Consider the following 15323-nt stretch of genomic DNA (forward strand, 5'->3'; position numbering starts at 1 on the left):
AGACCACTAAATAAAAATAACACATACGAAATGAAGACCGTTATACAAATTGTACTTTGGATTGGATGTATCGCCTTAGGATACTTTATCTACAACTCCATAACTGGACCAATTAAATTTAAAGAGGTAAAAGAGGAGCGTTTTTCTCAAGTTATTGCCAAATTAAAAGATATCAAAAATTCTCAAGAGGCTTACAAAACCGTAAATGGTAAGTACGCAAATGACTTTAATAGTCTTATTCGTTTTATCGACACTGGTAACTACGTTATAACACAACAGAGAGATTCTTCTTTCATGGAGTTTGACAAAGCATACGGTATTGATATGTTGAAAGAAGTTAAAATCATTGATACATTAGGACTGGTTTCTGTGAAAGATTCACTTTTCAAAACTGATACTAGATACAAAAGCTTAATGGATGTGCCTACAGCGCCAAACGGTGAAAAATTCACAATGAAAGCTGGCTTTGTTGAAAAGAGTGGCTATAAAGCTCCAGTATTTGAAGCAAAAGTTGGCAAAGAAGTTGTTCTTTACGACCAACCTAAAGATTTATTAGCTCGTGAAAAAGCAGCCTTAAGTGTAGAAGAAGTAAATGGACCATTTATTTATGTAGGTTCTTTAGATGATGTAAGCACAAGCGGTAACTGGCCTCCTATATATGACAAAAAAGTTAAAAAATAGTAGCTTAAACATAGCGGATAAAAATTTTAAGAAATTGTCCATTCAGGTTAGCTTGAATGGACTTTCTTTTTGTGTAGCAGATACTGTTTCACAAAAATTACTGATTTCTGACAAGGTGGATTTTTCTGATGAAAAAAATCCGATGACCGCTAAAGATGAATTGGTAAAACTTTTTCAAAAGCATGATATAGAAAATATGCAGTTTGACGAGGTTGTTGCAGTTCATAGAAACACGCTTTTTGGACTTGTACCTAAATCTTTATTCAACCCCAATAACTTAAATGAATACCTAAAATTCAACACTAAGGTTTTGGCCAATGATGTTTTAGCTTATGACGAGGTAGAAAATCATGATTTAGTTAATGTCTACGTGCCTTATATAAATATCAATAATTACATATACGATCTTTTTGGTGAGTTCGATTTTATGCATAATGGCACAGTATTACTGCAGTCTTTGCTAAATAACCAAACACAAAATCAAGAGATAACTTGTTTTGTACATGTCAACAAAGAACAATTAGATATTACTGTTCTTAACCAACGCAAACTACTTCTCTATAATAGTTTTAAATACCATACAAAAGAAGACTTTGTCTATTACCTTCTATTTGTAATTGAGCAATTAGAATTAGATCCTAAAACTGTAACTGTAAAACTATTTGGAAGCATTGAAGAAGATGATGAAATTTTTCAACTTTGCTATAATTATATTCAGAATATCAGCATTTTTGAACCATCGACCGCTCAATTAGTAAAACTCGGAGAGACCTCAACAGGCTCCATAGACTTCACCCTTATTAATACTATATAATGCGCATCATATCAGGAAAACATAAAGGACGCCACTTAATGGCCCCTAAAAAACTACCTGTAAGGCCTACAAAAGATATGGCCAAAGAGAGTTTGTTCAATATTCTAAACAATAGTTACTATTTTCCGGATTTAAAAGTTTTAGATCTTTTTGCCGGTACCGGCAATATTAGTTATGAATTTTCTTCAAGAGGTGTTGATGATGTTCTAGCTATTGATGCACACTCTGGCTGTATAGAATTTATTGACAAGACAGTTGAAATGTTAGATATGAATGTTCGCACTTTAAAAAGTGATGTATTTAGCTTTCTACAAAGAAATACCGAGAAATTCGACATCATATTTGCTGATCCTTTTTATGACATGGAGCTTACTGATTTTGAGAAATTACCAGAGTTAGTTTTTGAAAATGACCTTCTGCTCGAAGACGGCGTATTAATCATTGAACATTCTAATCGTACTAGCCTAGCTGAATTTCCACATTATAAAAACTCAAGAAAATACGGAGGAAGTGTTTTTAGTTTCTTTGAAAAGTAAACTTTACACATTAAAATGTAAAAAACACCTTCGACAATGCTTAGAATCAATTCTTTGATTCTAACCTTAAATTTACATATCATTTAAAAAAAGCAGGCCATAAGCCGGATTCTGTATTCTGAAAAATCAGAATTCCTTATCATTTATCTAGGCAAAGGGTTACCCCAGAGCTCTAACCGCCTACCCTTCGGCTTAGGCGTGCAGCCCTCAATCACCGATTTACATGACGTTTCACCGTATAGAGTTTACCTGGTTTCACTACAGCCGAACTGTACTTGCTTTCTGTTGCACTTGTCCTCACTTCTCAGCGGACGGGCGTTACCCGCTATACTGCACTATGGTGTCCGGACTTTCCTCTCCCAATTACTTGGCAGCGATAAGGTGGCCTGCTGAGCGCAAATGTACTGTAATTGTTGATAACTAAGGATGATCTCTTTTCTTAATTCTCGTTAGAATTAAAGACTATAATTATATTTGTATAAGAATAAACAGAAGTAGCAATTTGGAACCATTTATTGTATCGGCTAGAAAGTATAGACCCCAGACATTTAAAGATGTTGTTGGTCAACAATCTATTACCAATACATTACAAAATGCGATAGATCAAAATCATCTTGCACAAGCTTTATTATTCTGCGGACCAAGAGGTGTTGGTAAAACTACCTGCGCTCGTATTTTGGCCAAACAGATAAATTCTGATGGTACCGAACAAGAAAATGAAGATTTTGCTTTCAATATCTTTGAACTTGATGCCGCTTCTAACAACTCTGTCGATGATATTCGTAATCTTATTGACCAAGTACGTATACCACCACAAGTTGGTAAATACAAAGTATATATCATTGATGAGGTACACATGTTGTCTCAATCTGCTTTTAACGCATTTCTAAAAACATTAGAAGAGCCTCCAAAGCATGCTATTTTCATATTAGCAACCACAGAAAAACATAAAATTATACCTACCATTCTTTCTAGATGTCAAATATTTGATTTTAAAAGAATTACCGTTAAAGATGCTGCTGAATATTTAAAATATATTGCTGAGAACCAAGGTATAAATGCCGAAGAAGATGCATTGCACATCATTGCTCAAAAAGCTGACGGCGCCATGCGTGACGCTTTATCGATTTTTGATAGAGTAGTTAGTTTTTCTGGTTCTGAACTTACACGTAAGGCAGTTACCGAAAACTTAAACGTATTAGACTACGATACTTATTTTGAGGCTACAGATTTAATCTTAGAACATAATATACCAGGATTGTTATTATTGTTCAATAAAACCTTATCTCTTGGTTTTGACGGACACCATTTTATATCTGGGCTAGCGTCTCATTTTAGAGATTTAATGGTATGCCAGCATCCAGACACTATTACACTACTTGAAGTTGGTGAAGCAGCACAGCAATTATATAGAGACCAAAGCAAAAGAACATCTCCTTCGTTTTTATTGCAAGGCTTAGACATCGCAAATGACTGTGATTTAAAGTACAAAACAAGTAAAAATCAACGCTTACTTGTTGAGCTTACACTTATGAAACTTGCCTCTATCAATTTTGATGGAGAAAAAAAAAATCCTGAATCCGTAGCTCTTAATAACAAGACTATTGATTTTATTGCTCCTTCTGCATTTTACAATCAAGTACCTAAAGCTCCAACTAAAGAATCTGAGGTAAAACCAGTAACTGGAAATCAACCAGCTGCCACAAAATCTGAGGTCGAAATTGGCAAAAAAATAATTGCCCCGAATACCAATACCGAAACTCCAGCAGTATCAAAACCGACTCCAATAACTGCTGAAGCACAGGTAGCTCCTGAAAAAACTAAGGAGCCTCAACAAGAAATTAGTAAAGCACCAACACCAGAAACTGCTGCTGATGGTAAAAAACCAATTATTAATCGCCCTACCAAAAGAGTTTCAGGACTTTCAATTTCTAGCTTAAATGCCAAAAAGCAACACGAGCTTAATAAAATTGAAGTTGTTGTTGATGAAAACAACTTACCAAAAGATAATTTTACCGAAGAAGAGCTTCGTAAGCATTGGGCAGATTTTATAGAAATTATTGATAAAAAAGGTCAAAAGATTTTAGCTTCTAACCTTCATTCAGATATTCCAAAATTAAAAGAAGGCTTTGCTATTCATTTAGAGCTTCCTAACGGAACCATGAAGAAAGAAATTGAGCGTGAGCAGTTCGAATTAATGGAATATCTTCGTGCTAAACTGAACAACCACTTCGTTCATTTAGATATTACAGTAAACGAAACTACAGCAACGAAATTTGCCTTTACACCAGAAGAGAAATACGAAAAACTCCGAGAGAAAAATCCTGTAATAGATTTACTTAGAACGGAATTTGATTTGTACTTATAGCCTTCTTTTACTTCGAAAAGCAAAAACCAATAGTACAATTGAAATTATTAGAAGTCCGAAGGCTTCCCTTCCTAATTCCACGGTAACTATATCTCCATCATTTAAATCGAACCCTTGAAAATCTGACGGGTATAGGTATAAGAAGCCTATAAAAGCAAGTACGCCTAATATCATGAGTATTCTAAACCCTATTTTATTTAATGCGAATAATAAAGACACTAAAGCCGCAACACCGTAAATAATAATCCAATTCAATGAGTCTGGATCATTGTATTGCAAGACTGCTCCTACAGTAAATAATACTGCAAAAACGTATCCTAATATCTTAAATAATAGATTCATTTAAATTTAGTTTAATAGGTGATCTTCAATAAGATCACGCACTTGTATTGCACTAATCTTCTGATCGTTATCACCCGTTACATGATTGCTTATGAAGACGGGGAAATCTTCAACATCTTCAGTCAACCGACCGTGTGACCCTTTTATCAAAGTAGCATCAATTGGTATAATATTCATGACCGTTCTAAAGCCCATTTTCTTTTTAAGTAGTTTACCTACTACTTTTGCCATCACCAATTTATCCTTTGGATCCGTCAACATTTCAACTGGATCATAACCTGGTTTTTTATGAATATCTACCATTCTCGCATAGTCTGGTGCCTTTGTATCATCTAGCCAGAAGTAATACGTAAACCAAGAATCTTTATCAGCGACAACAACAATATCACCACAACGTTCATGATTTATGTGATAGGTCTTTAAATCTTCTCCGTAAAGAACTTTCTCTACTCCATCAATTGATTTTAACAAATCGGCAACACGTTCTATATTTTTAGAATTCTTACAATAAACATGCGCAATTTGATGATCAGCCACCGCAAAAGCATCACTAGCCCCTGCATCTAAAAGTTCTAAACCCCTTTCTTCTCTTATAGCTAGCATTCCCTCTTTTCTTAATACACGATTAAGATGAATTGGTCTGTTTACATTTGTAATTCCATATTCAGAAAGTAGAATCACTCTGGCATCTAACGCTTCATAATGTTGCACCAATTGCCTTACTACAGCATCTATTTCGTTCAAGTCTTTTGAAATAATCTTGAAATCAATACCGTACCGTTGTAAATTATAATCTAAATGCGGAAGGTAAATGAAGGTTAAATCTGGATTGTGCTTTTTATCTGTCAACAACGCGGCATCAGCTATCCATTTAGAGGAATTGATCGTTGTCTTAGGCCCCCAAAATTCAAACAACGGAAAAGTACCTAAGGCTTTTTGCATATCATCTCGTAACTCAGCCGGATAAGAATATACATCAGGAATTTTTCTCCCGTCTGCTAAATAATTAGGTCTTGGTGTAAGGCTATAATCTACATTGCTGTACATATTATACCACCAAAAGTGATTGGCACAGGTGAAATTGGGGTGTTGCTCTTTTAAATCGTCCCATATTTTTGGTTGCTCAACCAATTTGTTGGATTGTCGCCAAAATTTAACTTCGCACTCATCTTTAAAATACCAACCATTACCGACAACACCATGCTCTGATGGCCATTTGCCTGTAACATATGTAGACTGCACTGCACATGTAACTGCTGGCAATACAGGTTCTATGTATGATGTTTGACCTTTCTCTAAAAATGATTTTATAAACGGAGTGTGCTCACCTATCAATCGCTTCGTTAATCCAACTACATTTATGACTACCGTTTTTTTCATATTACATGTGTGATTTAAACCACTCTATTTCACGAATTATAGATACTGATAAATCTTGTTTTAAATCTGCCGGAAGCACATCCCAAGTATAGGTTTCTATTTCTAAATGTTCAGATATGGGGTTTGATTTAATATAATTCATCGTTTTCAAAATATGATCTTGCGTGGAAAACAACTCACCATATTTTTCCAAGAAAATAGGAACATGATAATGAGCCCTTAATTCCTTATGATTTCTATCACCCTCTAAAACCAGAGGTAAATCGCTATATGTTTTTACTTTGCCATCGATTATCTCAGTTACCTGATGCAAATAGGTAGGTTCGTTGAATTGAGACAATTGCTCCCAAACAACCTCATCATTGCCACCACCAAAAAGAATTTTTAAAGCAGCGCTAACCTGAATCTTACCTACGCGTATATTTTCTTTTTTAAACTTAGCAAAGGTATCTGTAGGTTCTTCATATGCCAATGAGAAATGGCAAACATCATAACAAATAGTAATATATTTTTTAATCAACTCTTCAGATTCCTTTTGCCCTAACCCTAATTCCTGTTTAAAAAATTCTGCTCCTATAGGTAATAAGTAGTCAGAATAAAAGGATAGTACTTCATCACTATTCTCTAACAATCCGTCTGGTTCTGGTTCTATATCTAAATGCAAGTAGGTTCCTGTAGCTTGCTCAATTTTGAACAACTGTTTGGCAACCTCTAACATATTTTTAGCTCCTACATGAAAAGCGTTTTTTGTTTCGCTTTCTGTTTTATGCCAATATTTATAGGTGATTGGTGATGTAGAAATCCCACCATTCATTCCCACCGGTATTAATTCGGATAATTGACGAAACAACCTTTTTGTATATTTCAATCGATCCTCGGTAGTCCAATCTGGAGCATGCACCATATCTTTTACCCGTTCATCATGAAAATTACCATAAGGAAATCCGTTCATGGTGAAAACATATAGATTGTTGGAATCTAGCCACTTCTTGAAATCAGACATATTAGTACCCAAATCAAGTTCTTCACTTGCTTTATTAGATAATCTTAGCCCTAGACCAAATGGTTGTTCTTTTGAAACTTCTTGTTTTATGCCTGGAACATGTTTTTTAATACTCTCAAAAGTACTTTTCCAATCTTGACCTGGATGGATATTTGTACAATAGGTTAAATGAAGATTTTCTTTTAATTGCATTGAATTTAATTTAATGCGAATTGATGATTCAACTTTGAAACTGCTTGCGTCATTAAATCCATATCGATAGTATGAACGTCATGTTTGACTCCTAAGTCAGAAATTAGGGTAATTGTCAATTGCCCTCCTAAATGCTCCCTAAACTCTTCTATACCGTTCAATAGAGACGTTATTTGTTCTGCGCTCTGAACGGGAAGCGACAAATCAAAACCAATGGCAATCATAACATCTAAAATATGTTGTAAATCTGCCTCTGAAATTAAACCGACTAATTGCGCATAGGTTACATCTAGTGCAATGCCTTTTGCTACTGCCTCACCATGTCGTAATTCATAATTGGTCATGAATTCCATTTTGTGGGCTGCCCAATGTCCGAAATCTAATGGTCTTGACGAACCAGATTCAAATGGATCGCCACCTTGCGCTATATGATGCATATGCATTTCCGCACACTTATAAATGACATATTGCATGGGTTCCATTTCTCTGTTTTTTAAAGCTGTTGCATTATCTGCTATATATTTAAAAAAGCTTTTATCCTTAATTAAAGCAACTTTGATAGCTTCAGATATTCCGGAAATCCAATCGCGCTGCTCTAGAGTTTCTAGAAAATCGCTATCGTTAATAATCGCGAAAGGCGGAGCGAACGTTCCTAAAAAATTTTTCTTTTTGAAAGCGTTTACACTATTTTTCACCCCTACTGCAGAATCGTTCTGAGATAAAACCGTAGTAGGTATTCTTATCAACTTAACGCCTCTATGCGCAATTGCAGCAGCATAACCGACCATATCGATTACGGCACCGCCACCAATAGCAACTACAAATGAATGACGACAAATTTTGTTTTCATTGACTCCTTTCAAAATAGAATCAATAGCTGCATCGCTATTTTTAACTTGCTCGCCACCTGACAATACCAAAGTAATGGTATACTTTATAGTTTGCTGATTTTTTTTACAATAGGCCTCAATCTGATTTATTAACTCAGGATGATGGTTTTTAACGCCGTCATCTAATACAAAAAGTAGTTTAACAGGTTCAAAACCTTTGTAATCCGCAATTAATTTTGCAAACAAAGTATTTTCTAAAGCAAATAGTCCAGAAGTAAAGTACAATTGATAATCATATTGCACTTGAAAAGACTGTTTTATAGGTTGTAATTGCATATCTAATTTATGTTACAGCAAATAATTTCGATAACAGCATTGATGCTGGTAATAACAACAAAATCACTAATGCCAAATACCAATCTGAAAAACCGGCTACCCAGCAAGCGTTCATAACAACAAGCGATAATACACCGCCCATTACCGCCTTCTTTATATTTTCAGGTGAATTTTCTTTGTACGCTTTTAATAAAGGTTTAAAAATTAAATACCCGAATAAAATTAAGAAAGGCAATAAGACTATTACATTGTCTTTCTGCTGCATTACAATTAACGTAATAGATAGTATAACTATTGCATACAATATACCTGCCCAAACAATGTGTTTTTTATTATTACCATGTACTTCGCCCCTACTTATTAATGTAATGGCAAAAATGTAAACTACAGGCACTAACGCTATGTACCAATGAGAAAGTATGCCCAAAATAGACATTCCCATTAAAAGATTTAAACCACGGCAAACACCCATATTCAAAGGTCCGGCGAAACCGAATTGCTTGAAATACCCATCATATGTTAAAATAGCAATAGTCAAGACTACGGATATCATCCCTGCAAGCATATTACACTTGAATGCCAAGGTAACGCCTATCAACATTAAAATTGTTCCAAAATAAATAGCCTCACGCTTAGGTACTAGTCCGCTTGGTATAGCCCTTTCCGGTCTTTCAATCGCATCTAATTCCGCATCGAATACATCATTAAAAACCACTCCGCCTGCATACAAAGCAACAGACGAAAAAACTAAAAGAAGTACATCACCGCTTTGTTCAACTAGAAATTTGAGTACCTCTATATTTCTCAGGTACAATGCAATAGCAATACCCGCCAAAATATCTGCTGCTGCAGTTGGCAAATTTGCAGGTCTTGCCAAACGAGCAAAACCCATTAACTTCTCTTTCATCTTAGGTAATTTGGTCTTCGTCTATTCTTGGCTTCTGACCTCTTAAAACACTATTATCATTAAATAATTGCGATTGATTAATGCTATCTGGTTGTAACCAATGCGCTTCTTTCATTTTTCCATTTTTACCAAAAGCATCTAAAGCATTTTGATAACAGGTCTTTCTAACATCTTCCATAGAAATACCTCTTTTCAACATTAAAGAAGCAGTTTTCGGCACAGCCAATGGATCACTAACACCCCAGTCTGCGGAGCTATCTACTATAATATTAGAACTACCAAATTTTTTAACTACCTCTACCATACGTTCATTACCCATTTTTGTTTTTGGGTAAATAGTAAATGCAGCTATAAATCCGCGGTCAAGAACCTCTTTTACCGTTTCTTCATTATTATGGTCAATAATAACATTGGCAGGATCTAAACCGTGCTCCAAACAAACCTCCATACTTTTGATGGTACCAGCTTTTTTATCGCGATGTGGCGTATGTACCTGTACAGTCATATCCAATTCTTTCGCCATATCTAATTGCATTCTAAAAAACTTGTCTTCTGCAGGTGTTTGGTCATCATAACCAATTTCACCAATGGCAACAACATTTTCTTTATGTAAGTATAATGGCAATAATTCAATAACCTGTTCTGCCAAAGCCTCATTATTAGCCTCTTTAGAGTTTAAGCCAATTGTGCAATAATGCTTAATACCAAATTGGCTAGCTCTAAAAGGCTCCCAACCAACAAGACTGCTAAAGTAATCTTGAAAAGAACCTACTTGGGTTCTGGGTTGACCCAGCCAAAATGAAGGTTCTATTATCGCTACAACTCCCGCAGCTGCCATTGCTTCATAATCATCTGTTGTTCTTGACGTCATGTGAACATGGGGGTCAATAATCATCATTTTATCTTCCATTCTATTGTTGTTTAATCGTATTCCACGTTATCTGTCCGTCTGCTATTTTATGTTTTAGCTCTGGTTTACTATTCAAAAGTGCCAATGCTTTATCATTTCCTGAATGATAACAACAAAGGGCTCCTGAATTATTTTCTAATACATCATCACTATTGAGAAGTGTCTTCATATCATTCAATAGTTCCTCATTCAAAAATTTAGAAACTGGTCTCCAAAACAATGGGTCTATTTTTCTACCTGCAGCCCACCTTTCATGTGCATAGTCAGAAATTATTCTCGTTAAATCTGCATTCGCACTTTCATCAACAGATTCTATTTGCGAAAGGTCACGTTCCATAAATGCCGCTTTCAAAAACATCTGATTCCATTGTTGATCATTAAAATACTTTGCAGGATACGGATTATTCAATGAAATCGCATCAAAAATTGTAGCAATGTTGGTTCTTAAAGCTTCTACCGCCGTTTGCTTATATGCTTCGGGATTTGGTAATAAAATCAAGTATTTTAGAAAAGTTTCCAACTCACTTGTATCAGCCACTTGTATAATGTTTGCTACCTTAGGTGTATAAAAATCCTCATCATGCCCTAGAACTTCTGACAACAAATAGATACGTGCTACTTGTAGAATATTTGCTTTATGTGCACTGAAATATCTCGTACTTTCAGAATCTATTTGCTTAAATGAAATTGGTTTTACAGCATCAAATTTCGCATTTAAAAGGCTATAGGTCATGAACAAATCTTTTGCAGACTTATCACCAGCCAGCTTCTCAATTTTACCATCTAACCAACCAACATTTTCTGGTGTTCCAAATTGTGTTAAAATATTTTGAATATCTTTTTGATTGTACATTTTATAATAAGATTGACTTTACACCAAAAATAATTATTATTCAGCAGTAAGTTGTCTAGGTTCTTGATTATAATTGGCTCCGTCTCGAAATCTTTTCTAATTTTGAAAAAAAGTAAACTATGCTAGGCTTAAAATTACCAACTGATCCAAGATGGGTAAATATTGTAGAGAAAAATATTGATGAAATACTTACCGATCACGCCTATTGCGAACAAAAAGCTGCTAGTACTGCTATATCTCTAATTGTTTCTTTCCCTGAATATACAGAGCTTGTTGAAGAAATGGTTGCTTTATCTAGAGAAGAAATGGGCCATTTTAAAATGGTGCATGACCTCATATTAAAACGTGGCAACACTTTAGGCAGAGATCGTAAAGATGATTATGTAATTCAGCTGATAAAATTCTTTCCAAAAGGAGGAAGCAGAACTACACAGTTGGTTCATAGATTATTATATGCTGGACTAATTGAAGCGCGTAGCTGTGAGCGTTTTAGGTTATTATCAGAAGAGTTAGAAGATAAAAAATTAGCCGAATTCTATCATAAATTAATGATAAGCGAAGCCGGTCATTACACTATGTTCTTGAAATTTGCTCGTAAATATGGTGAATTAGAAGAGGTGAATAAAAAATGGAACAGCCTTTTGGAATATGAAGCTCAAATCATGAAAGATTTAAGCAAAAAAGAATCTATTCACGGATAAAACTCACCTCATTTAGTTTCCGAATTATACAAATCCTTTATAATACCATCTGAAAGTCCGATTTTAGGAACATGAATTTTCTTAGCACCACTCCATTTAGCAGCTGAGAGAAAAATTTTGGTTGCCGGTATGATAACGTCTGCCCTATCTGGATTTAACCCTAGCTCTGATATACGATCATCATAACTTAGACTATCTAAAAAATGATATTGAGCATTCAACCAAATATAAGATAAAGGCTCGCCTTCTTTTCTTCCTGAAAGCTTATGCAACTTATTGATATTACCACCTGAGCCTATTATAGATAATTTAGGCTTATCTTTTAGAATCAATTTTATCCATTCTTCCAATTTATTCCAAGTCTCTGGCTTTACCATGTTATTCAAAAGCCTGACCGTACCTAACTTAAAAGACTTTGATACTTGGATTTTACCCTGAGAAAACAAGGTGAATTCTGTACTACCGCCACCAACATCAATATATAAATAAGATTGATCGTTAGTAATTAGATTCTTTAAATCTGTTGAGGCTATTATGGCAGCTTCTTGCTTACCATCAATCAGGTCTATTTGAATTCCAGACTCTTGAGATATTTTTTGTATTATCTCATTTCCGTTATTCGCTTCCCTCATTGCAGAGGTAGCACATGCTCTATACTTTTCAACTCCCGCTACTTCCATTAAAAGCTTAAAGGCTTTCATTGTCTTTATTAACCTTGCTTCATTTACCTCAGATATTTCACCTACCGTAAATGAATCTTCTCCTAATCTTACAGGAACCCTAACCAAAGCGCTTTTTCTAAATTGAGTTCTTTTACCCTTATCCTCTATTACGTTATGCGTAAGTAACCTAATCGCATTAGAGCCTATATCAATTGCTGCAAATTTTCTTACTTTCAAAAGATCTCTTTTTTAAGATTCTTGTTTATTCGCATAATACTCATACGTAGCAAATTGTGACCTGATTCTGGGTAATGTTGTCTTTCTGTACGCATTATCTTGAGCTGCATTGAATACACGTGCTTTCATATTATCTTTCCAACAGATATCAAATGTATCCATCAATTCTTTTTTAATATCCTCATCATAAATTGGGCAACCAACTTCTACTCTATAATCAAGGTTTCTGGTCATCCAATCTGCAGAGGATATATATATTTTAGTATCACCACCATTAGCGAATATAAAAATACGTGTATGTTCTAAAAATTTATCTATTACACTTATAGCTTCTATGTTTTCACTCATACCCTCAACACCTGGTATTAAGCAACATATACCTCTTATGATCAACTGGATCTTTACCCCTGCTCTACTTGCTTCATACAGTTTATCTACCATCTTATATGATGTAAAACTGTTCATTTTTATTTTGATAAAAGCTACTTTGCCTTGCTTGGCATTTGCAATCTCATTATCAATTAATTTCATGAACGCATTTTTAGTATAATGCGGTGAAACTATAAGGTGTTTGTATTTGTTGATTTTATAGGTAGTCTCAAAGAAATCAAAAACTTTGTTCAACTCTTTTAGTATAGAATCATCTGCTGTAAAGAGTGTAAAATCAGTATAAATTCTTGCGGTAGATTCATTGAAATTACCTGTGCTTACAAAGCCATATCGCTTTATTGAACCAGCTTCTTCTCGCTCAATTAAACATATTTTACTGTGCACTTTTAAACCCGGTACACCAAAAATTAGTTTTACGCCTTCTGCTTGTAACTGCTCTGCATATTCAATATTAGCTTGCTCATCAAAACGAGCCTGAAGCTCTATCTGTACGGTTACTTGTTTACCATTTTTAACAGCATTAATTAAAGAAGCAGCAATTTGAGAGTTACTTGCCAATCTATATACCGTAATTTTAATAGTACGAACCTTAGGGTCTAAAGCAGCCTCACGCAAAAACTTTAAAATATATGTAAAGGTATGATATGGAGTGTATTGCAGATAATCTTTTTTAGCGATACTTTCTAAAATACTACCCTCTACACTTAAGCCTTTTACCGGTAACGGGATAATTTTATCGTACAATAAATCTTTTCTACCCAAGCTAGGAAAGCCCATATAATCTCTACGGTTATGATATCTACCCCCAGGTATTACACTATCCGTATCTTCAATATTCATTTTCTCTTTTAGAAAAGTCAAAGTATCTCTACCTATACTTTTATCATATACAAAACGTACAGGATCCCCAATTTTTCTATGTTCTACACTAGATGATATTTTCTCAATAAAACTTTTACTAAGATCATTATCAATATCTAGCTCGGCATCTCTGGTAATCTTTATCATGTGAGCCGAAATAGAATCATACTCAAACATGGTAAAAATATTGTCTAAGCAATATCTAATCAAATCATCTAGAATGATGATATAGCTCTTTTCTCCTTCGTCTGGTAATACAACAAAACGATCTATTCCCTTTGGAATTTCAATTAATGCATATCGCTTCTCTTTCTTACTTTCTTCACTTTTAATAACCATTTTTACTGCTAAATATGCTGCAGTATCTTTTAACGTTGGAAAACGAGTAAGGTCATTTAAAATGATGGTCATTAACTGCGGACTTACCTCTTTCAAGAAATAGGCTTTTACAAACTCCTTTTGGTTTTCGTTTAATTCTGTTTCCTTAATGATAAAGATATTCTTACCCTCTAACTCGTGTTCAATTCTTCTTAGAATCGTTAAACTTTTGGTTTGCTGCTCAATTACAATATTTGTAATCTCTTCTAAGAGATCTTTAGCCTTTTCACCACCCAATACACTTTTACCAGTTTTACCTGCTTCAACTATACGCTTTACCGTTGCATATCTAACTTTAAAAAACTCATCTAGGTTGTTAGAGAAAATACCTAAAAAACGAAGCCTTTCAATTAATGGAACATTCTTATCTGCGCTTTCTTGTAATACACGCTCGTTGAACCATAACCAACTTATTTCTCTATTTACGTACTGGTTGTTATTTTTTATCATGCTTTTAGTTGCTTCGGAAAAATGGTTTGTATTGTTGAGCCTTTTGAAATAGTAGCCCAAGTATTTTCATTAAATTGTAAATGAACAAATCCGCTAGTGGGTACATTAATAATATGCTTATCACCTAATGAATTTGCTAAATGGGTAAAAGTATGGTTGTGCCCAAAAAGAAGGACATTGTCTAAATTATCATCCAAATTCTTTATAAATTCAAGCACTTGATCTCCTGAAAAATCATACAACTCTGAGTTTATATTACAATTCTCAAGAGGATATTTAAGTGCTCGTAAGCAAATCATACAGGTATGAAACGCCCTGTTTGCCGGACTCGTATAAACGTGATCTATTTTTAAATTTTTTCTTGCTATTTCGTCCCCTACCAAATGCGCATCAAAAATACCTCTTTGCAATAATGACCTATCTTGATCACTAACATTTAGTTCCCAAGAAGACTTACCATGTCGCATTAAATATAAATTCTTCATATAGCTT

Annotated in this window: 15 protein-coding genes and 1 other RNA gene; 5 read left to right on the forward strand and 11 right to left on the reverse strand. The window is 34.5% G+C overall.

Annotated elements, in window-relative coordinates; all coding sequences use genetic code 11:
* Window positions 1-30 precede the first annotated feature (30 nt).
* From BUC31_RS15075 to BUC31_RS15085, 3 genes are read left to right on the forward strand one after another with little or no spacing between them, the layout of a single operon-like run.
* Window positions 31-681 carry a hypothetical protein gene (locus BUC31_RS15075; RefSeq protein WP_073245610.1) on the forward strand — a complete coding sequence of 217 codons (651 nt, stop codon included), beginning with the start codon at window positions 31-33 and terminating at the stop codon, window positions 679-681.
* On the forward strand, window positions 659-1495 hold the full coding sequence (locus BUC31_RS15080; protein WP_073245612.1) for a DUF3822 family protein: 837 nt from the start codon (window positions 659-661) through the stop codon (window positions 1493-1495). Before BUC31_RS15075 ends, BUC31_RS15080 begins: the two co-directional genes overlap by 23 nt.
* Complete coding sequence (locus BUC31_RS15085) at window positions 1495-2031, forward strand: RsmD family RNA methyltransferase (protein ID WP_073245613.1); 537 nt, start codon at window positions 1495-1497, stop codon at window positions 2029-2031. Before BUC31_RS15080 ends, BUC31_RS15085 begins: the two co-directional genes overlap by 1 nt.
* An 85-nt stretch (window positions 2032-2116) precedes the next feature.
* On the opposite strand, the gene rnpB is transcribed toward BUC31_RS15085, so the two are convergent.
* Window positions 2117-2424: RNase P RNA component class A (rnpB, locus tag BUC31_RS15090), an RNA gene on the reverse strand.
* A gap of 109 nt (window positions 2425-2533) precedes the next feature.
* Here rnpB and BUC31_RS15095 point away from each other — a divergent pair.
* A complete protein-coding gene (locus BUC31_RS15095; protein WP_073245614.1) occupies window positions 2534-4399 on the forward strand; it encodes a DNA polymerase III subunit gamma/tau in 1866 nt (621 codons plus the stop codon).
* On the opposite strand, the gene BUC31_RS15100 is transcribed toward BUC31_RS15095, so the two are convergent.
* Genes BUC31_RS15100 through BUC31_RS15130 form a run of 7 tightly spaced genes read right to left on the reverse strand, consistent with a single transcriptional unit; the run spans window position 4394 to window position 11152 of the window.
* Window positions 4394-4741 (reverse strand): transmembrane 220 family protein, encoded by a 348-nt coding sequence (locus BUC31_RS15100; RefSeq protein ID WP_073245615.1) that lies wholly within the window; start codon window positions 4739-4741, stop codon window positions 4394-4396. The two genes, BUC31_RS15095 and BUC31_RS15100, sit on opposite strands and share 6 nt — an antisense overlap.
* Before the next feature lie 6 nt (window positions 4742-4747).
* On the reverse strand, window positions 4748-6121 hold the full coding sequence (locus BUC31_RS15105) for an alkaline phosphatase family protein (protein WP_073245616.1): 1374 nt from the start codon (window positions 6119-6121) through the stop codon (window positions 4748-4750).
* Window position 6122: 1 nt separating this feature from the next.
* Entirely contained in the window at window positions 6123-7316 is a 1194-nt protein-coding gene (eboE, locus tag BUC31_RS15110) for a metabolite traffic protein EboE (RefSeq protein WP_073245617.1), read from the reverse strand.
* A 5-nt stretch (window positions 7317-7321) separates the two neighbouring features.
* Window positions 7322-8482: a 3-dehydroquinate synthase gene (locus tag BUC31_RS15115; protein WP_073245619.1), complete on the reverse strand. Its 1161-nt coding sequence runs from the start codon at window positions 8480-8482 to the stop codon at window positions 7322-7324.
* A 7-nt stretch (window positions 8483-8489) separates the two neighbouring features.
* A complete protein-coding gene (eboC, locus tag BUC31_RS15120) occupies window positions 8490-9389 on the reverse strand; it encodes a UbiA-like protein EboC (RefSeq protein WP_084135052.1) in 900 nt (299 codons plus the stop codon).
* 1 nt (window position 9390) lies between these two features.
* Window positions 9391-10299, reverse strand: coding sequence for a TatD family hydrolase (locus BUC31_RS15125; protein ID WP_084135053.1), 909 nt, complete (start codon window positions 10297-10299; stop codon window positions 9391-9393).
* 1 nt (window position 10300) lies between these two features.
* On the reverse strand, window positions 10301-11152 hold the full coding sequence (locus BUC31_RS15130; RefSeq protein ID WP_073245622.1) for an EboA domain-containing protein: 852 nt from the start codon (window positions 11150-11152) through the stop codon (window positions 10301-10303).
* 119 nt (window positions 11153-11271) lie between these two features.
* Here BUC31_RS15130 and miaE point away from each other — a divergent pair, with 119 nt between their 5' ends.
* On the forward strand, window positions 11272-11853 hold the full coding sequence (miaE, locus tag BUC31_RS15135; protein ID WP_073245624.1) for a MiaE family protein: 582 nt from the start codon (window positions 11272-11274) through the stop codon (window positions 11851-11853).
* An 8-nt stretch (window positions 11854-11861) separates the two neighbouring features.
* Here the strand turns inward: miaE and BUC31_RS15140 are convergent, their stop codons facing one another.
* From BUC31_RS15140 to BUC31_RS15150, 3 genes are read right to left on the reverse strand one after another with little or no spacing between them, the layout of a single operon-like run.
* Entirely contained in the window at window positions 11862-12752 is an 891-nt protein-coding gene (locus BUC31_RS15140) for a Ppx/GppA phosphatase family protein (protein ID WP_073245626.1), read from the reverse strand.
* A 12-nt stretch (window positions 12753-12764) separates the two neighbouring features.
* Window positions 12765-14831 (reverse strand): polyphosphate kinase 1, encoded by a 2067-nt coding sequence (ppk1, locus tag BUC31_RS15145; protein WP_073245628.1) that lies wholly within the window; start codon window positions 14829-14831, stop codon window positions 12765-12767.
* The gene (locus tag BUC31_RS15150) at window positions 14828-15316 is read right to left on the reverse strand and encodes a SixA phosphatase family protein (RefSeq protein ID WP_073245630.1); all 489 of its coding nucleotides are present in this window, start codon (window positions 15314-15316) and stop codon (window positions 14828-14830) included. Before BUC31_RS15150 ends, ppk1 begins: the two co-directional genes overlap by 4 nt.
* Between the last annotated feature and the right edge of the window lie 7 nt (window positions 15317-15323).

It is taken from the genome of Maribacter aquivivus, from assembly GCF_900142175.1.
Lineage (GTDB): Bacteria > Bacteroidota > Bacteroidia > Flavobacteriales > Flavobacteriaceae > Maribacter > Maribacter aquivivus.